16 protein-coding genes are annotated in these 17,054 nt (G+C 71.8%); 3 read left to right on the top strand and 13 right to left on the bottom strand.

Translation table 11 applies throughout. The features are described from left to right. Positions 1–51 precede the first annotated feature (51 nt). Positions 52–1,182 carry an allantoicase gene (gene alc / locus Sdi02f_RS00500; protein WP_108932482.1) on the bottom strand — a complete coding sequence of 377 codons (1,131 nt, stop codon included), beginning with the start codon at positions 1,180–1,182 and terminating at the stop codon, positions 52–54. Positions 1,183–1,246: 64 nt separating this feature from the next. Then, positions 1,247–2,584, bottom strand: coding sequence for an allantoinase AllB (gene allB / locus Sdi02f_RS00495; RefSeq protein ID WP_030403464.1), 1,338 nt, complete (start codon positions 2,582–2,584; stop codon positions 1,247–1,249). A gap of 255 nt (positions 2,585–2,839) precedes the next feature. Between allB and allR the strand changes: the two genes are divergently transcribed. Further along, entirely contained in the window at positions 2,840–3,664 is an 825-nt protein-coding gene (gene allR, locus Sdi02f_RS00490) for an allantoin degradation transcriptional regulator AllR (protein ID WP_031084392.1), read from the top strand. A gap of 176 nt (positions 3,665–3,840) precedes the next feature. On the opposite strand, the gene Sdi02f_RS00485 is transcribed toward allR, so the two are convergent. After that, positions 3,841–4,155 (bottom strand): DUF5955 family protein, encoded by a 315-nt coding sequence (locus Sdi02f_RS00485; protein WP_030403462.1) that lies wholly within the window; start codon positions 4,153–4,155, stop codon positions 3,841–3,843. Positions 4,156–4,317: 162 nt separating this feature from the next. On the opposite strand from Sdi02f_RS00485, the gene Sdi02f_RS00480 reads away from it, so the two are divergent. Together Sdi02f_RS00480 and aceB are read left to right on the top strand one after the other, a co-directional pair. Next, positions 4,318–4,941 (top strand): nucleotidyltransferase family protein, encoded by a 624-nt coding sequence (locus tag Sdi02f_RS00480; RefSeq protein ID WP_053662897.1) that lies wholly within the window; start codon positions 4,318–4,320, stop codon positions 4,939–4,941. Between the two features lie 184 nt (positions 4,942–5,125). Next, positions 5,126–6,748: a malate synthase A gene (aceB, locus tag Sdi02f_RS00475; RefSeq protein WP_108932481.1), complete on the top strand. Its 1,623-nt coding sequence runs from the start codon at positions 5,126–5,128 to the stop codon at positions 6,746–6,748. A gap of 67 nt (positions 6,749–6,815) precedes the next feature. Here aceB and Sdi02f_RS00470 read toward each other — a convergent pair whose 3' ends face one another. From Sdi02f_RS00470 to fes, 10 genes are all read right to left on the bottom strand, one after another. Next, on the bottom strand, positions 6,816–7,730 hold the full coding sequence (locus Sdi02f_RS00470; RefSeq protein WP_030403459.1) for a HipA family kinase: 915 nt from the start codon (positions 7,728–7,730) through the stop codon (positions 6,816–6,818). 58 nt (positions 7,731–7,788) lie between these two features. Next, positions 7,789–8,487: a helix-turn-helix transcriptional regulator gene (locus Sdi02f_RS00465; protein WP_030403458.1), complete on the bottom strand. Its 699-nt coding sequence runs from the start codon at positions 8,485–8,487 to the stop codon at positions 7,789–7,791. A 337-nt stretch (positions 8,488–8,824) separates the two neighbouring features. Beyond that, entirely contained in the window at positions 8,825–9,166 is a 342-nt protein-coding gene (locus tag Sdi02f_RS00460; RefSeq protein ID WP_030403457.1) for a hypothetical protein, read from the bottom strand. A 49-nt stretch (positions 9,167–9,215) separates the two neighbouring features. Beyond that, on the bottom strand, positions 9,216–9,416 hold the full coding sequence (locus Sdi02f_RS00455) for an MbtH family protein (RefSeq protein ID WP_030403456.1): 201 nt from the start codon (positions 9,414–9,416) through the stop codon (positions 9,216–9,218). 48 nt (positions 9,417–9,464) lie between these two features. Continuing rightward, positions 9,465–10,088, bottom strand: coding sequence for a 3-isopropylmalate dehydratase small subunit (gene leuD, locus Sdi02f_RS00450; protein WP_030403455.1), 624 nt, complete (start codon positions 10,086–10,088; stop codon positions 9,465–9,467). A gap of 12 nt (positions 10,089–10,100) precedes the next feature. Next, positions 10,101–11,504, bottom strand: coding sequence for a 3-isopropylmalate dehydratase large subunit (gene leuC, locus Sdi02f_RS00445; RefSeq protein WP_053662893.1), 1,404 nt, complete (start codon positions 11,502–11,504; stop codon positions 10,101–10,103). Between the two features lie 48 nt (positions 11,505–11,552). Next, positions 11,553–12,944 (bottom strand): hydroxymethylglutaryl-CoA lyase-like TIM-barrel protein, encoded by a 1,392-nt coding sequence (locus Sdi02f_RS00440; protein WP_031185798.1) that lies wholly within the window; start codon positions 12,942–12,944, stop codon positions 11,553–11,555. Positions 12,945–13,005: 61 nt separating this feature from the next. Then, positions 13,006–14,454 carry a pyridoxal phosphate-dependent aminotransferase gene (locus Sdi02f_RS00435; protein WP_030403452.1) on the bottom strand — a complete coding sequence of 483 codons (1,449 nt, stop codon included), beginning with the start codon at positions 14,452–14,454 and terminating at the stop codon, positions 13,006–13,008. An 82-nt stretch (positions 14,455–14,536) separates the two neighbouring features. Then, positions 14,537–15,664 carry a 3-isopropylmalate dehydrogenase gene (leuB, locus tag Sdi02f_RS00430; protein ID WP_108932480.1) on the bottom strand — a complete coding sequence of 376 codons (1,128 nt, stop codon included), beginning with the start codon at positions 15,662–15,664 and terminating at the stop codon, positions 14,537–14,539. Between the two features lie 57 nt (positions 15,665–15,721). After that, entirely contained in the window at positions 15,722–17,020 is a 1,299-nt protein-coding gene (gene fes, locus Sdi02f_RS00425) for an enterochelin esterase (protein ID WP_030403450.1), read from the bottom strand. Positions 17,021–17,054 lie beyond the last annotated feature (34 nt).

Here is a 17,054-nt window from a genome sequence, read left to right as displayed (position 1 = left end):
GGTGCTGTCCAGCCGGTGCGCCCCGCGGGTCCGTGCCGAGCGGCGGCCGGGTCAGCCGCCCAGTTCCTGGTGGCGGGCGGCGAGGCGGGCCGCGCCGTCCTCCGTCAGGGAGCCGAACAGGCGCAGGCGGGAGATGCCGCCGTCGGGGAAGATGTCCACGCGCGCGTGCGTGCCGACGGCCGCCTCGGGCAGGACGAAGCGGTGGTTGGTGTCGGGCTGCATCCGGGTGCGCGGGAGCACCTCGCGCCACTCGCCGTCCTCCCCGTCCTTGACGGAGACGGACGCCCAGCCGGCGCTGTTGCCCTTGAGGTACGCCGTGTCGATCTCGATCGCGCGGATCTGCGCGCGGTCCACCAGGCGGTACTGGATCCAGTCGTTGCCCCGGTCGCGGCGGCGGCGGGTCTCCCAGCCGTCGTCCATCTTGCGGGAGCGGCCCGGCTGGATGGTGTTGGTGGCCGGCGAGTAGAAGAGGTTGGAGGCGTCCTCGACCTGGCCGCCGTTCTCCAGGGCGACCACGTCGAAGGTGCCGAGGGCGGTGAGCCAGGCGGGGTCGGGGACGACCTCGCCGTACACGCGCAGGCGGGCGATGCCGCCGTCGGGGTGCTGCTTGAGGCGCAGGTGGGTGAAGCGCTGCTCGGCCGAGACGGCGAAGCCGTTGGCTGCGTGGCCGCCGACCGGGGTGCGCGGGACGAGGGTCGTCCACTTCACGTCGTCGGCGAGCAGCTCCTCGGGGGACGGGGAGCCCGCGACCGAGGCGCCCTCGACGGAGACGGCCTGCGGGTAGTTGCCGCGGAAGTGGGCGGTGTCGACGACGATGCCGCGGACGACACCGGGGGCGCCGAGGCGGATCAGGGCCCAGTCGTGGTCCTCCTCGGCGGGCCAGGGCTGCTCGGCCGAGACACCGCGCCGGCGGCGGGTCTCCCAGCCGTCCATGACCTTGCCCTTGTGCCCGAAGTGCTCGGGGTCGAACTCGGCGGCCTCGGGCACCAGCAGGTTCTCGCGCTGGGCGAAGAACTCGTCGTTGGCGGCGACGACACCCGCGCCGAGCTGCCGGTCGGCAAGGTTGGCGTACTGGGTGAAGGGAAGGTCGGCGGTGCGGTAGTCCGCGTACGGGTCGCCGCCTCCGTAGGGCTGGGCGTCGCCGGTGAAGCTGGCCAACGAGGTGTTCTGCTGGGCCGTCACGGTGATCAGGTGTTCCTTTCGGGGCTGTTCGGGAGGGACTTGGTTCAGGGGATGGCCGGGCACGTCAGGCCCGGTCGAGGAGCTGTCCCTTCGGGTCGGTGAACGCGCCGTCCGCCACGATGCGCCGTCCGCGCAGCCAGGTGGACTTCACGACGCCGTACAGGGTCCTGCCCGCGTACGCGGTGACGCGGTTGCGGTGCTGGAGGGCGGCCGGGTCGACGGTGAAGGTCTCGTCGGGGGCGAGGACGGCGAAGTCCGCGTCGTGGCCCGGCGCGATGGCTCCCTTGCGGGCGTCGAGCCCCACCAGCGCGGCCGTGCGCGCCGACATCCAGCGCACGATGTCCTCCAGGCCCAGGCCGCGCTCGCGGGCCGCGGTCCACATGGCCGGCAGGCTGAGCTGGAGACCGGCGATGCCGCCCCAGGCGGTGGCGAAGTCGTCGGTCTTCAGGTCGGCGGTGGACGGGGAGTGGTCGGTGACCACGCAGTCGATGGTGCCGTCCACGAGCGCCTGCCAGAGCAGGTCCTGGTTGGCGGCCTCGCGGATCGGCGGGCAGCACTTGAACTCGCTGGCGCCGTCCGGCACTTCCTCGGCGGTCAGGGTGAGGTAGTGCGGGCAGGTCTCGACCGTCACCTTCACGCCGTCGGCACGGGCCTCGGCGATCAGCGGCAGGGCGTCGCTGGAGGACAGGTGGAGCACGTGCACGCGTGCGTGGAACCGCTTGGCCTGCGCGAGGAGGGTCGCGATCGCGGTGTCCTCGGCGTCGCGCGGGCGGCTGGCGAGGAAGTGGCTGTACTCGGGCCCGCCCTGCTGCGGGGCGGCGGCCAGGTGGTGCGGGTCCTCGGCGTGCACGATGAGCAGGCCGTCGAAGGCGGCGATCTCCGCCAGCGACCGGGCGAGCTGCTCCTGGTCGAGGTGCGGGAACTCGTCCACGCCCGACGGCGACAGGAACGCCTTGAAGCCGAAGACCCCGGCCTCGTGCAGCGGGCGCAGGTCCTTGACGTTGTCCGGGAGGGCGCCGCCCCAGAAACCGACGTCGATGTGGGCCTTGTCGGCGGCGACCTCGCGCTTGGTGCGCAGGTGGTCGACCGTGGTGGTCGGCGGGATGGAGTTGAGCGGCATGTCGACGAGGGTGGTGATGCCGCCGGCCGCCGCGGCGCGGGTGGCGGTCCAGAAGCCCTCCCACTCGGTGCGGCCGGGGTCGTTCACGTGCACGTGGGTGTCGACCAGTCCGGGCAGGACGACGTGGTCGCCGACGTCCTCGAGGCGGGCGCCCGCCGGGACGGGGGCGTCGTACGGCAGGACCGCCGTGATCTTCTCCCCGGTGACCGCGACGGACGCGGCGCGGGTCCCCTCGGGAGTGATGACGCGCGTCGAACGCAGCACCAGTTCAGCTTCGGACACCCGGATCCCCTTCTCTGCCTGTGCTTCTCTGCCTCTGCCGTCGGATTTCAACGTTCTGTTGAAGGAGTCTTCACTCCGACTCCGAGGCCGTCAAGAGGCACCCTTTGTGCTGGCATGCCCAATGACCCCGCTCTGGACGTTTCCACAAAGCGGAATTAGAATTCCAGCAAGCAGAACGTAGCTACGTACAAGCCGGTAGTCAACCGGCCGCCGGGTACGCTTCTTTCCTCCCGCCAGCCCCGAAAGGAACGTGCCGTGCCGACGTCCAGCGCCAGCACCACCGACTCCGCCAGGTCCGCCACCGGTGGCGTCCAGTCCCTGGAGCGCGCCTTCGACCTGCTCGAACGGATGGCGGACGCGGGGGGCGAGGTCGGCCTGAGCGAGCTCTCGGCCAGCAGCGGGCTGCCGCTGCCGACCATCCACCGCCTGATGCGCACCCTCGTGGCCTGCGGATACGTTCGCCAGCAGCCCAACCGCCGCTACGCCCTCGGCCCACGCCTGATCCGCCTCGGCGAGTCCGCCTCCCGGCTGCTCGGCACCTGGGCCCGCCCGCACCTGGCCCGGCTGGTCGAGGAGACCGGCGAGACGGCGAACATGGCCCTGCTCGACGGCGACGAGATCGTGTACGTCGCGCAGGTGCCCTCCAAGCACTCGATGCGCATGTTCACCGAGGTGGGCCGACGGGTCCTGCCGCACTCCACGGGCGTCGGCAAGGCGCTGCTCGCGGACTTCCCGGCGGACGAGGTGCGGGCCCTGCTGGGCCGTACCGGCATGCCGGCCGCGACCGACAAGACGATCACCACCCCGGACGGCTTCATCGCCGCCCTGGAGGACGTGCGCCGCCAGGGTTACGCGATCGACGACAACGAGCAGGAGATCGGCGTGCGCTGCCTGGCCGTCTCCGTGCCGGACTCCCCCACCGCCGCGGCCATCTCGATCTCCGGTCCGGCGGGCCGGGTCACCGAGGCCGCGACCGAGCGGATGGTGCCCCTGCTCCAGCAGGTGGCGGCGGAGCTGTCGGAGGCCCTGCTGACCTCGAACGGCACGTCGAACGGCGCGAACGGCGGCCCGGCGGTCTGATCCGCGCCCGCGCGCCGGGGTCGCGCGCCGGGCCCGCACCCGGGTCGCACACCCCGGCCACCCGCTCCGGGCCCGCGCTCCCGCCACACGCCCCGGGGCCCGCGCTCCCGCCACACGCTCCGGGGCCCGCGCCCCGGCGCTCAGCGGCGCGGCGGCGCTCAGCGGCGCGGCGGCGCTCAGCGGCGCGGCGGATCGCCGAACAGTTCCACGGCGTGACGGACCTCCGTCAGCCCCGGCTTCAGGGCGCTGACGGAGCCGATCGCACCGGCTATCAGCAGCAGGGAGCGGCGCAGCCGGGGCGCCTCGGGGACGCCGTGACCCGCCATCGCGGCGAGGTCGGCCAGTTCCTCCTCGGCGATCTGGCGGTCGGGGAAGTCGGCGGGCAGCAGGGCGAGCTGCCGGCGCACCCGGGACACCGCGGTCCGCAGCGCCACCACCCTCACGTCCTCGTCGCCGACGGTCACGTACCGCTGCCCCACGCTCCGCACCACAGCCCTCCCCGGCCTCCCCCACGCACCCTGTTGTGCGCGGGCCAGTAAACGCCACCCCCCGCCGGACGCGCCACCACGGGGACCGAAATTCAGTCTCCGGAACTTCTCCGCAACCGCCCTGCGGACCCTGGCGTTTGGCGGGCCGTCGGGTATGCAGGACGCATGACCGACGACGAAGCGCAGACGCAGGAGCAGGTGGGCGGCCCGGTGGCGGGGCTGGTGCTGGCCGCCGGGGGCGGCCGGCGGCTCGGCGGCCGCCCCAAGGCACTGCTGCACCACCGCGGACGCCTGCTCGTCGAACACGCGGCCGATACCTTGCGCACCGCCGGCTGCGCCCGCGTCCACGTCGTCCTGGGGGCCCGCGCCGCGGACGTCCGCGCACGGGCGGCGCTCGATGCCTGCGTCCTGGTGGACAACCCCGGCTGGGACGAGGGCATGGGTTCGTCCCTGCGGGCCGGACTCCGCTCGCTGACCGGCACCGGAGCGCGGGCGGCCCTGGTCTGCCTGGTGGACCAGCCCGGCATCGGGGCCGAGGCGACGGCCCGGGTGCGCGCCGGGTACCGGGACGAGACGTCGCTGGTCTCGGCGGCGTACGCGGGCGTGCGCGGGCATCCGGTGCTGCTCGGCGCCGCGCACTGGGCCGGGATCGCGGCGACCGCCGCCGGCGACCGGGGTGCCCGCGCCTATCTCCGGGAACACGAGGCGGAGATCGTCCTCGTCGAGTGCGGGGACGTGGCCCGGCCGTACGACATCGACACCGAGGCGGACCTGGGCCACCTTGAGTGAGGGAGGTGGCACCCAGCGCCACCTTCCCTCGACCCGGAGAATCTCGACATCAACAAACCATTGAAGTTCCACGATGAGGAAACTACTATCCACTGACCAGAAGCACTCCGCTGCACGGCGAGTGCGTAATGCCCCATACGCACCCTCTGGCACCCGGTGCCACCGCTGAAGGAAGTGACAGCTCATGTCCGCACCAGCGCCGTCCACGCTGGCCATCGTCGACGCCGAGCCCCTGCCCCGGCAGGAGGAGGTCCTCACCGATGCGGCGCTCGCCTTCGTGGCCGAGCTGCACCGGCGGTTCACGCCCCGGCGTGACGAACTCCTCGCCCGCCGTGCGGAGCGCCGCGCCGAGATCGCCCGCACCTCCACGCTCGACTTCCTTCCGGAGACCGCCGCCGTCCGCGCGGACGACTCCTGGAAGGTGGCCCCCGCTCCGGCCGCGCTGCAGGACCGCCGCGTCGAGATCACCGGCCCCACCGACCGCAAGATGACCATCAACGCCCTCAACTCGGGCGCGAAGGTCTGGCTCGCGGACTTCGAGGACGCCTCCGCGCCGACCTGGGAGAACGTGGTCCTCGGCCAGCTCAACCTGACCTCGGCCTACACCCGCACCATCGACTTCACCGACGAGCGCACCGGCAAGTCGTACGCCCTGCGCCCGGACGAGGAGCTGGCGACCGTCGTCATGCGCCCGCGCGGCTGGCACCTCGACGAGCGCCACCTCCAGGTCGACGGCCGCCCCGTCCCCGGCGCCCTGGTCGACTTCGGCCTGTACTTCTTCCACAACGCGCAGCGCCTGCTGGACCTCGGCAAGGGCCCGTACTTCTACCTCCCGAAGACGGAGTCCCACCTGGAGGCCCGCCTGTGGAACGAGGTGTTCGTCTTCGCGCAGGACTACGTCGGCATCCCGCAGGGCACGGTCCGCGCCACCGTCCTGATCGAGACGATCACGGCCGCGTACGAGATGGAGGAGATCCTCTACGAGCTGCGCGACCACGCCTCCGGGCTGAACGCCGGCCGCTGGGACTACCTGTTCTCCATCGTCAAGAACTTCCGTGACGGCGGCGCCAAGTTCGTCCTGCCGGACCGCAACGCGGTGACGATGACCGCCCCCTTCATGCGGGCGTACACCGAACTCCTCGTGCGCACCTGCCACAAGCGGGGCGCGCACGCGATCGGCGGCATGGCGGCGTTCATCCCCTCCCGCCGGGACGCCGAGGTCAACAAGGTCGCCTTCGAGAAGGTCCGCGCCGACAAGGACCGCGAGGCCGGCGACGGCTTCGACGGCTCCTGGGTCGCCCACCCCGACCTGGTCCCGATCGCCATGGAGTCCTTCGACAAGGTGCTGGGCGACAGGCCCCACCAGAAGGACCGCCTGCGCGAGGACGTCGACGTCAAGGCCGCCGACCTCATCGCGATCGACTCCCTGGACGCCAAGCCGACGTACGCGGGCCTGGTCAACGCCGTGCAGGTCGGCATCCGCTACATCGAGGCGTGGCTGCGCGGCCTCGGTGCGGTCGCCATCTTCAACCTGATGGAGGACGCGGCCACCGCCGAGATCTCCCGCTCGCAGATCTGGCAGTGGATCAACGCGGAAGTCGTCCTCGACAACGGCGAGCAGGTCACCGCCGAGCTGGCCCGCAAGGTCGCCGCCGAGGAACTGGCGAACATCCGCGCCGAGATCGGCGACGAGGCCTTCGCGGCCGGCAATTGGCAGCAGGCGCACGACCTGCTGCTCACCGTGTCGCTCGACGAGGACTACGCCGACTTCCTGACGCTGCCGGCGTACGAGCAGCTCGAGGGCTGACGCCCGGGCACGCTCGACGGTCCGCGCTCCCGGCGCCGTACCGCGGCTCCGGGAGCGCGGACGTGTGTCAGCCCAGGTGCACGGACCAGTCCTGCTCGGCGGGCGGCTTGCCGTGCAGGTCGGGGACCCGCTTGAGCCAGTCGGGCCGCCCCCGCTGCGTGCGCGCCGCGCGGGCGGCGTTCTCGGCGGCGAGTTCCTCACGGCTCGGGAAGCCGGTGGGCAGCCACTGGCGGGAGGCCCGCACGCGCGCGTGCAGGTAGTCCACGTAGGCGGCGCGCACCGCGTCCGGCGTGTCGAACCCGGCCTCGCAGGTCAGCCAGGCCTCGGGCACCCTGCCCACCACCTCGTGCAGCAGCTCCCGGGTCACCTTGGGCGCCAGCTCGGCGTCGGCGGCCGGGAGGTCGGGCGCGTAGTGGCCGAGGGCGTGGTGCCGGAAGTCGTACGCCTTCTCGGGCGGGGAGACGCCCCAGCGGTGGTGGAAGACGAGGGCCGCGCCGTGGTCGATCAGCCACAGGCGCGGGGGCGCGGTGCCGAGGGTGGGCCAGACCATGAGGTTGGAGCTGTGCACGGTCCGGTCGACGTTCACCGTGAGCGCGTCCAGCCAGACGACGCGCCCGGCCTCCCGCGCGTCCACCGGGAACACCTCGGCGACCTCGGGCGTGAAGTCGGCGCCGCCCGACAAGTAGTCCATGCCGAGGTTGAGCCCCGCGCTGGCGTGCAGCAGGTCCCGCACCTCCTGGTGCGGCTCGGCCTCGGCGAGCGCCGGGTCGAAGTGCGCGAGCACCAGCTCCGGCACCCGCAGCCCCAGCTCCCGGGCCAGCTCGCCCACGACCACCTCGGCGACCAGCGCCTTGCGGCCCTGCGCGGAGCCGGTGAACTTCAGGACGTAGGTGCCGAGGTCGTCGGCCTCGACGACGGCGGGCACGGAGCCGCCGGAACGCAGGGGTTCGACGTAGCGGGTGGCGGTGACTTCGGTGAGCATGGGGCGAGCATATTGACCCACCGCGGGGTCGACCCGCCGTCGCCGCCCACCCCGCGTCCTACGCGCCCAGTGCCGCGTCCGGTCCGGACCCCACGAGTCCCTCGCGCAGGGCGACGGCCGCCGCCTGGGTGCGGTTGGGGCTGTCGAGCTTGGAGAGCACGATCGCCACGGTGCGCTTGGCCACGTGCTCGGACACGCCGAGGGCCTGGCCGATCTGCCGATTGCTGAGCCCTTCGACGAGCAGTTCGAGCACCCGTCTCTCCCGCTCCGTGAACTGTCTTCCGGGGGGCCTGGACCGCTCCCCCGCGGTGCGCCGCTGCCGGGGCGGCTGCGCGACCGGTGCCGGCTGCGTTCCCTCGACGGCCTTCCGCAGCGCTTCGTCGAGCCCGTGGACCGTCAGCGCCTCCTGGTCGAGGATCCCGTCGCAGGGCACCACCGCGCCCGACGCGGCCCGCCGCACCTCGGCACCGGGCAGCACCAGCAGGACCCGCACCCCGTTGCGGCGGACGACCTCGGCCAGCCGGACGGCCCACGCCTCCTCACCGGTGCCGGAGCCGTTGACACACCACATGACCACCACGTCGCAGGAGAGGATGAGCAGTTGGACCGCGTCCTCGGGCGACGCCGTCGTGAACTCCTCGGGCCGGAAGACGGTGGTCTGCTTCACCCGGGCCGCCTCCCGCAGCATGGCCGCGAGGCCACTGCGCGCGACCTCGCCCCGCGCCACCACCGCCACCCTGACCGAACCCTGGTTCATCCCAGCCCCCGTCCATCCGTCGACCGGCTCCCGCCATCGAGCCGCCGTGGCACAACGTCAGCGATTATGGCCCGGCGGGGTACGAATTCGCGCCACCTCGAGGGTTGCAGTAGATCGACGATACTGTCACCACCGAGCGACACGCAGCCGTCACGCTGCCCGGACGCGGCGCCGCCCGCACGATCTCGGCCAGAAGGTGTGCCACGCGGTCGGGGAGAGCCGGGCCGCCCACGACGCGGAAAGCGGCGGCACGGGAGGGGATCCGTACCGCCGCTTTCCTCGGGGAGAGGACTCGGGGGTGGGGCGGGGGCCGACGGGACGCCGCCCCGGCCGCGGGCTAACGCGCGGCGACGGCCTCCTCCACCGGCACCAGGTGCCCGGTACCGGTGAGCGACGACAGTTCGATGTCGGTGACACAGCGCACCTTCACCAGGTTCAGCGTCAGCGTGCCCTCGATGTGCACGCTGCCGATGCCCCGCGCGAAGTCGGCCCCGCTGAGGTCGCAGGCGTCCGCGTCGACGCGTACGCCGAGGTCCGTGCCGCCGGCCGTGTCGGTGAACTTGATGAACACGTACCCCTTCTCGGCGACGCGCCGCCGGAGGTCCTCCACGGAGGGGGAGGGTCCGCCGGCCGCCGTCTTCTGCCCCTCGGCCGAGAGGCGTCGGAGGAGTTCGTCCATGAGTGGCTCCTTGGTCGGTGTCGCGAACGTTTCGTCTCGGGCCGCGCCGTCAGCCGGCCGACTGCTCCATCTGCAGGCGCAGGCTCTTGGGGCGCATGTCGACCCAGACCTCCCTGACGTACTCGAGGCACTCCTCTTTCGAGCCGGCCGTTCCCGTCTCCCGCCATCCCTCGGGGACGGCGAGATAGGCCGGCCACAGGGAGTACTGCTCCTCGTCGTTGACGAGGACCTTCATCTGCTGTGCTTCCATTTCCGGGCTCCAGGCTCTGTGCTGTTCGGGTCGGGGTGTGCGGCCGGGTCAGGCGGACCGGGGGAAGAGCCAGGGCGCCTCCTGCCTGCGGCGCTCCTCGTAGGCATGGACCTGGTCCCGGTGGGAGAGCGTCCAGCCGATGTTGTCGAGCCCCTCCATCAGCGAGTTCTTCTTGAAGGGGTCGATCCTGAACCGGTAGGTCCGCCCGTCGGCGGTGGTCACCGTCTGGGCCGGCAGGTCGATGTGCAGGGTCGGCGACGCGCCGTCCGCCAGGCCCTCCGCGATCGCCTCGACCTCGGCCGTCTCCAGACTGACCGGGAGGATGCTGCTGTTGAAGCAGTTGTTGTGGAAGATGTCCGCGAAGCCGGGCGCGACCACGCACCGGAAGCCGAACTCCCGCAGGGACCAGGGCGCGTGCTCGCGGGAGGATCCGCAGCCGAAGTTCTCGCCGGCGACGAGGACGGAGGCGCCCTGGTACCGGGGCGCGTTCAGCGGGAAGTCCGGGTCGGGAGTGGTCCCGTCCTCCAGGTAGCGCCAGTTGCCGAACAGGTGCCGGCCGAAGCCTGAACGGCTGATCGACTTGAGGAACCGGGCGGGGACGATGTCGTCGGTGTTCACGTTGGAGCGCATCAGCGGCACCGCGATGCCGTCGTGCGTGATGAACTTCTCCATGGGGTCCTTCCTCTACAGGTCGCGGACGTCGGCGAACCGGCCGGCCACGGCCGTGGCGGCCGCGGTCGCCGGACTGACCAGGTGGGTGCGGCCGCCCTTGCCCTGACGTCCTTCGAAGTTGCGGTTGCTCGTCGAGGCGCAGCGCTCGCCGGCGGACAGGCGGTCCCCGTTCATCGCGATGCACATGCTGCAGCCGGGCTCGCGCCACTCGAAGCCCGCCGCGCGGAAGACGTCCGCCATCCCCTCGGCCTCGGCGGCGCGGCGGACGGCCATGGAGCCGGGCACGACGATGGCCCGCACGCCCGGCGCGACCTTCCGGCCGGCGACGAACTCGGCGGCCAGCCGCAGGTCCTCCAGCCGGGAGTTGGTGCACGACCCGATGAACACGGTGTCGACCGGGATCTCGTCGATCCGCCGGCCGGGCTCCAGGCCCATGTACTCCAGGGCCTTCTCCCGCTCGGCGCGCAGGACGGGATCGCTCTCGGCCGCCGGGTCCGGGACGGTGCCCGTGACGTCGGCGACCATCCCCGGGTTGGTGCCCCAGGTGACCTGCGGCACCAGGTCGTCCACGTCGAGGTGGTGCTCGGCGTCGTAGCGGGCACCGGGGTCGGCGGCCAGTTGCCGCCACTGCTCGGCGGCCCGCTCGAAGAGTTCTCCGGAGGGCGCGTGGCGCCGGCCGCGCACGTACTCGATCGTCACGTCGTCGGGGGCGACCATGCCCGCCCGGGCCCCCGCCTCGATGGCCATGTTGCACAGCGTCATGCGGCCCTCGATGGACAGCGCGTGCACGGCGGAGCCGGTGAACTCGATGACGTGGTGGGTGCCGGCGTCGGTGCCGAGCCTGCGGATCATCGCCAGCGCGACGTCCTTGGCGCTCACGCCCGGGGCCAGGGTGCCGTCGATGCGGATGTTCATCGTGCGGGGCTTCTGCTGGAGCAGGCACTGCGTGGCGAGCACGTGCTCCACCTCGCTGGTGCCGATGCCCATGGCGAAGATGCCGAGGGCGCCGTGGGTCGAGGTGTGGGAGTCGCCGCAGACGACCGTCATGCCGGGCAGCGACAGGCCCAGTTCGGGACCGATGACGTGCACGATGCCCTGGTCGTCGTCGTTCATGCCCAGGAGCCGGACGCCGAAGTCGCGGGCGTTGTCCTCCATCGTCTCGATGCAGACGACGCTCTGCTGGTCGATGACGTCGATCAGGCGGCGTCCCGGCGTCGTGGGGACGTTGTGGTCGATCACCGCGACCACGGTCTCGGGACGGTGCACCGGCAGGCCGCGTTCGGTCAGCCCGGCGAAGGCCTGCGGCGAGGTCGCCTCGTGCGTGAGGTGCCGGTCGATGTAGAGCATCGGTATCTCGCCGGGTTCGTCGCGCACCACGTGCGCGTCCCAGATCTTGTCGAACATCGTGCGGGGCATCGGTCGGTTGCTCCTTCGAGGGGTGTCGCGTGGCGGGAGGGGTCCGGTTCAGGCGGGGTGGGCGGCCGGCGCCTTGGTGAGTCCCTCCTCCAGCTCCTGGGGGGTCAGCTCGCGGCCCAGTTCGTTGGCGCGGGTCAGGAGCTGCTGGACGGTCTCCGGGGACAGGTCGCGGGGGTCGCGGCCGCTCAGCATGCAGGCCAGCCGCACGGAGCTCTGGCCGCTCCAGGGGCTGACGGCCACGGACGGGCTGCCGCCGATGGCGGCCGGGTCCACCGCGGAGTACACGGTGCGCGACATCTCCCGCAGGCGCGCCTCGAGTTCGGGCGCGTTCGCCTCCCGGGCCCGGTCGGCGAGGTGGTGGGCCTTGAGGATGGCGTCGGTGTGGATGCCGGACGAGGTGTGGCTGTAGCGCTTGCCGAGCACGCCGTGCTCCGGGGGCTCCACGCCCACCATCTCCTGGTAGCAGGTGATCAGTTCGAGCAGCCGTGACATGTCCCACGGGACGGGCAGGCCGGCCTCCGCCTGGATCGCCGCGAAGTTGAGGACGATCTCCTCCAGGGAGGCGTTGCCCGAGCGTTCGCCGACGCCCCGCGCGACCACGTGGATCCGGTTGGCGCCGGCCGCCACCGCGGCCATGGCGTTGCCGAGGGCGTTGCCGGTGTCGCGGTGGCCGTGCCAGTCCACCTGCATGTCCGGCACGCCCAGCGCGTCGAGTTCGTCGCGGACGAAGCGGATGATGCGGTAGGTGCCCAGCGGGCGGATGACCCCGATGGTGTCGGCGAGGGCGACGATGTAGGCGCCGCTCTCGACCTGGGTGCGGGTGATCGCCCGCAGGTCCTCGGGCGTGGTCTGGGTGGTGTGCTCGGTGCCCGCGATGACGGGGATCCCCATCTCCACGGTCTTCTTGATGAACGTCTCCATCCGGTCCAGGACGAAGTCCAGCCCCCAGCCCTGGACGAGGCGTCTCGACGGCGCGCTGCCCATGAAGACGACGGACTCCAGCGCGGGGTGGATCTCCTTGCACTCGACGGTCCACCGGAGGGACTCCTCGGTGCACATGGAGAGCACGGAGGGCACGATGCCGGGCAGTTCGTCCCGCATCCGTGCCAGCAGCTGCTTCATCCGCGCGTTGATCCGGTCTGCGTTGCCGGGGTAGATCCCGACCGTCGCGTGCCGGATGCCGAAGGCGTGGAGCAGGTGCAGGTACCGCATCATGTCGTCGACCCGCGGGTATCCCGATATGCCCTGGAGGCCGTCGCGCAGGCACTCCGACAGGACGTGGGCCCCGGCGACCTGGGAGGCGAGGGGCTCGCCGGGCATGCTCGTCGGCAGCGGCGTCAGCGGGCTCGGGTCCCGGTTCCAGTTGAAGTTGACGGGGACGTCGAGGGAGTCGATGTCGTCCGCGGTGCTGTCCGTGTGTCCGTGTGCGTCCTTCTGCATGGTCTCTCCGTTTCGGAAGATCTCTTGCCGTCGACGACGCGCCGAAAGGCGGTGAGCGGGGTCAGTCCATGACGACCGGGTGAATGCCGACCGAGAAGCGGATGTAGTCGTCGGAATAGCCGAAGGTGGATCCCGGGATACCGGCGATGCCGGTCTTCTCCAGGACCGAGAAACAGTCCTGGCCGGCCTTGAGGCGGCACCAGAGGTAAATGGTCGCGTCGTCGTCCGTGTGAATGGTCTCGAAAAGGTCGTGTTCCTCGTCCAGCAGGCGCAGTTGTGTGCGCAGACGGGAACGGCGCAGCCGGTAGAGGCCGCGGATCTTCTCCACCAGCTCGGGGTGCCGGGCGAACAGGGTGTGGTACGCCATGAAGCGCAGCTGCCATTCCCCGGGCAGGCAGCTCACGCTGTTCATCCAGCTCGGTCGCATGGCGGCCGACAGTTCCGCGTCCGCGAACACGGCCCAGCCGAACCGGTCTCCGGTCAGACTGAACGTCTTGGAGAAGCTGTTCACGTAGATCAGGCGCTCGGCCGCCCCGGGGACCGAGGCCAGCGCCCGCATACGGGCCTCGTCCTCGGCGGGGCGTCCGGTGCCGATGTAGGCGAGGTCGGCCAGGACGTGGACGGGGTGGCCCCGGTCTGCGGAATGCCGTACGGCCTCCATGAGGGCGGTCAGTTCGCCGGGCGTGTACGCGAGGGACGTGGGGTTGTTCGTCACGGTCAGGTAGAAGACCCTGACGTCCGGGTTGTCCCGCAGGTGCCGGGCCAGTCGCTCGCCGGTGAGTTTGAACCGCTCCTCGGCCCGGGTGTGCACCCGGTGCAGCCGGTATCCGTAGGTCTCGGCCTGCAGTTCGGGCATGTTGAAGCCGGGCGCCGCGAAGAGGAGCGCCCCGGGCGGCTCGTCCCGGCGCCGGGCGGCAGCGGCCAGTCCGCGGAAGATCTTGTCGATGCAGTCCCCCGCTCCCAGGCCGAGCGCCACCTGCTCGGCGGTGGCGCTCACGCCCCACCGCGCCATGTCGGCGGCGAGCCGGCCGCGCAGCAGCGGGTTGCCGACCCCCTGGATGTCGTAGATCCGCGGGTCGTACCCGGCGTCGAGGAGGTCGCGTTCCTCGTCCGCCATCCGGTCCCGGAGCCACTGGTAGCCCTTCCCGGTTGCCGGCCGGCCGTGCAGTTCCTCGCCGGGCAGGGCGATCCCGAGTTCGTCGGCGAGCAGGCGGTAGTCCCCGGGGCCGCCCTCCTCCCCGTCGCACTCGTCGATCAGCCGCACGTTCACGTCGCCGATGGTCCGGTTGACGATCTCCAGCCGGATGGCGGCCGGGGCGAACCCCCGGTGTGCGCACTCCCGTTCGAGGTCCGTGATGAGCCGGGCCATGACGCGGATGGGGGGTTCCGCCGAGTCGGCCCGGACGGAGCGGTGGTGCCGGACCAGGTCGCGACGGGCTTCCCGGACCGCCAGGCGTTGTGCGCCGAGGCCGGCCGGGACGGCCCGGGGGGCGCTGTGTGACGTGGTCATGCGTGGGGGACTCCAGTCGTCTGTTCGTCGTGTGCCGCACGCGTACGGCGGTGGCCGCGGGGGGGGCCGGGATGCGGCGGGGTCAGGCGGAGGCCGAGCGCACCCGGTCCGTGATGCGGCGCCCCATCTCCCGGGTGCCGACGACCGTGCTGCCGGGCTCCGCGAGGTCGGGCGTCCGCAGGCCCTCGCCGATCACCGCCTCGACGGCCCCCTCGACGGCGGCGGCCTCCCGGGTGAGGCCGAGGGAGTGCCGGAGCAGCAGCGCGCCGGAGAGGACGGCGCCCACCGGGTTGGCCCGGTCCCGGCCGGCGATGTCGGGGGCGGAGCCGTGGATCGGCTCGTACAGCCCGAAGGTGCCGCCGGCCGTGCGCCGGGTTCCGAGGCTGGCGGACGGCAGCATGCCGATGGATCCCGTCAGCATCGACGCCTCGTCGGTGAGGATGTCGCCGAACAGGTTCTCGGTGACGACGACGTCGAACTCCGACGGCGTCCTGATCAGGCGCATGGCGCAGGCGTCGACCAGCATGTGCTCGTACGTGACGGTGGGGTGCTCGGCCGCCACCCGCTCCACCACCTCGCGCCACAGGACGGAGGAGCTGAGCACGTTGGCCTTGTCGACCGAGGTGACCTTCCGCTCCCGCAGCAGCGCGATCTCGAAGGCGGCGCGCACGACGCGTTCGATCTCCTCCTCGGTGTAGAGGAGGGTGTCCACGGCTTCGGTGCCGTGCGGTGCGCGGCGGATCTCGCTCGGCTTGCCGGGCACGGATTCCAGGCGCCCGTAGTAGAGCCCGGCCGACAGTTCCCGCACGAAGAGCAGGTCGGCGCCCTTGAGGTGTTCGGGCTTGAGCGAGGAGGCGCCGTACAGGGCCTCGAAGGGCCGTACGGGGCGCAGGTTGGCGAAGAAGCCGAACTCCTTGCGCAGGCGGAACAGGGCCTCCTCGGGCCGGGGGCCAACGCCGCGGTCCGCGCCGGGCGGCAGGCTGCCGATCGCGCCGAAGAGGATCGCGTCGCTCTGGCCGCAGATCTCGAAGGTGCTGTCGGAGATCGCGACGCCCTCGGCGGCGATGGCGTCCAGGCCGACCCGTCGCTTGTGGACCGTGAAGCGGTGCCCGTACGTCTCCTCGACGGCGCGCAGCACCGCCAGTGCCTGGGCCGTCACCTCGGGGCCGACCCCGTCGCCCGGCAGCACGGTGATCGTGGCTGCACTCATCTGGTTCACCTTTCGCGTGCGTTCTCGGTGCTTTCCGGCCGGTGTGCTCGGTGCGCGCTACCGGCCCGGGTGGAAGGAGCGCAGCCGGTCGACGACGGTGCCGCGCCAGCAGACCATGTCGTGGCCTCCCAGGAATTCGCTGAAGTCGACCTCGTAGCCCTTCTTTTCCAGGGCGGCCACCATGTTCCGGTGGCTCGTCATCGGGTCGTGGTCGACGATCGAGCGCTCAAGGCTTCCGATGTCCATGGAGAATCGGATCGGGAGTTTCGGCGATTCCTCGAACCGCCGGGTCAGCCATTCCTCCTCCTTCTCCGGTACGTCCTTTCCGGGCCACCAGTACGACCCCGACTGGGAGATGACGCAGCCGAACCGCTCGGGGGTGCGGTAGGCGGCGTACATCGCGGCCAGCGCGCCGAAGCAGGAGCCGCCGACCACGGTTTTCGCGGGGTCCGAGGTGATGTGGTAATTGGCGTGGACCCAGGGCATCAGCTCCTGGTTCAGGTACGCGTTGAACGGGTCGTGGCAGGTCAGTTCGCGGGCGCGGATCTCCTGGTCCTCGTTGGTGTGCATCACCAGGACGTACGGGGGGATGCGGCCGGCGTAGAGGAGGTTGTCCATGACGGTCGTGATGGCCGCGAAGTTGTAGTAGGACCACCCGTCGAAGAGCAGGAAGACGTGGTACTCGTCGCCGTCGGCGGTGTAGCCGGGCGGGGTGTGGACGCTGACGTGGTGGCGGGTGCCGAGCACGGCGCTGTCCATGGTCTGCATCCTGCTGTGGCCCTTCGGCACACCGCGCCGCGGGATGTTCCACGGCTGCGGGGGCGCGGCGGGCAGTTCCAGCACCGACACCCGGAACCGGTCGCGGTCGCCCGTGAGCGTGTAGTCGCGGGGGTTGAGGGGGTCGGGCTCGTACTCGGGCAGGCGGCGCAGCACCTGCGCGTACGACTCGAAGGGCTCCATCGGGTCGTTGACCGAGAGCAGATAGGTGGTCCGCAGCCGGGAGGGCATGAGGTAGGACCGGTACCAGAGGTCGGTGCCCGGCATCCGCTCCATGCGGAACTCCCGCAGGTCGCCGCTGGGCGCGCTGCAGAAGAGCACGATCACGTTCTCGGTGTCGCCCGGGTCCCGCCACAGGAAGGTGACCAGGGTCAGGGACTCGTCGTCGGTCGGCTCCATCAGGGGGGTGCCGGTCTCGGCGGCCTCCTTCCAGAACTCCTCGACGGCCGCGTGGTTCCCGGCGTCGACGGCCGCGGCGAGGGCGGCGATCCGGGGGCTGGTCATGGACGTCTCGGCCGCGAACGGCGCCTCGTCCCCGGGTGTCTCCCGGTCCGGGGCCGCCGGCTGGACTGCGGACATGGTCTTCGTCTCCTTGGGCCTGGCGGGCACGCAC

Source organism: Streptomyces ardesiacus (assembly GCF_003112575.1).
Classification (GTDB): Bacteria; Actinomycetota; Actinomycetes; order Streptomycetales; family Streptomycetaceae; genus Streptomyces; species Streptomyces ardesiacus.
This window is presented reverse-complemented; position numbering and strand designations above follow the sequence as displayed.

Coding starts and splice junctions, on each gene's coding strand:
- Sdi02f_RS00480 (WP_053662897.1), top strand. CDS start 4,318: ATGACCGACGACGAAGCGCAGACGCAGGAGCAGGTGGGCGGCCCGGTG.
- aceB (WP_108932481.1), top strand. CDS start 5,126: ATGTCCGCACCAGCGCCGTCCACGCTGGCCATCGTCGACGCCGAGCCC.
- Sdi02f_RS00470 (WP_030403459.1), bottom strand. CDS start 7,730: ATGCTCACCGAAGTCACCGCCACCCGCTACGTCGAACCCCTGCGTTCC.
- Sdi02f_RS00465 (WP_030403458.1), bottom strand. CDS start 8,487: ATGAACCAGGGTTCGGTCAGGGTGGCGGTGGTGGCGCGGGGCGAGGTC.
- Sdi02f_RS00460 (WP_030403457.1), bottom strand. CDS start 9,166: ATGGACGAACTCCTCCGACGCCTCTCGGCCGAGGGGCAGAAGACGGCG.
- Sdi02f_RS00455 (WP_030403456.1), bottom strand. CDS start 9,416: ATGGAAGCACAGCAGATGAAGGTCCTCGTCAACGACGAGGAGCAGTAC.
- leuD (WP_030403455.1), bottom strand. CDS start 10,088: ATGGAGAAGTTCATCACGCACGACGGCATCGCGGTGCCGCTGATGCGC.
- leuC (WP_053662893.1), bottom strand. CDS start 11,504: ATGCCCCGCACGATGTTCGACAAGATCTGGGACGCGCACGTGGTGCGC.
- Sdi02f_RS00440 (WP_031185798.1), bottom strand. CDS start 12,944: ATGCAGAAGGACGCACACGGACACACGGACAGCACCGCGGACGACATC.
- Sdi02f_RS00435 (WP_030403452.1), bottom strand. CDS start 14,454: ATGACCACGTCACACAGCGCCCCCCGGGCCGTCCCGGCCGGCCTCGGC.
- leuB (WP_108932480.1), bottom strand. CDS start 15,664: ATGAGTGCAGCCACGATCACCGTGCTGCCGGGCGACGGGGTCGGCCCC.
- fes (WP_030403450.1), bottom strand. CDS start 17,020: ATGTCCGCAGTCCAGCCGGCGGCCCCGGACCGGGAGACACCCGGGGAC.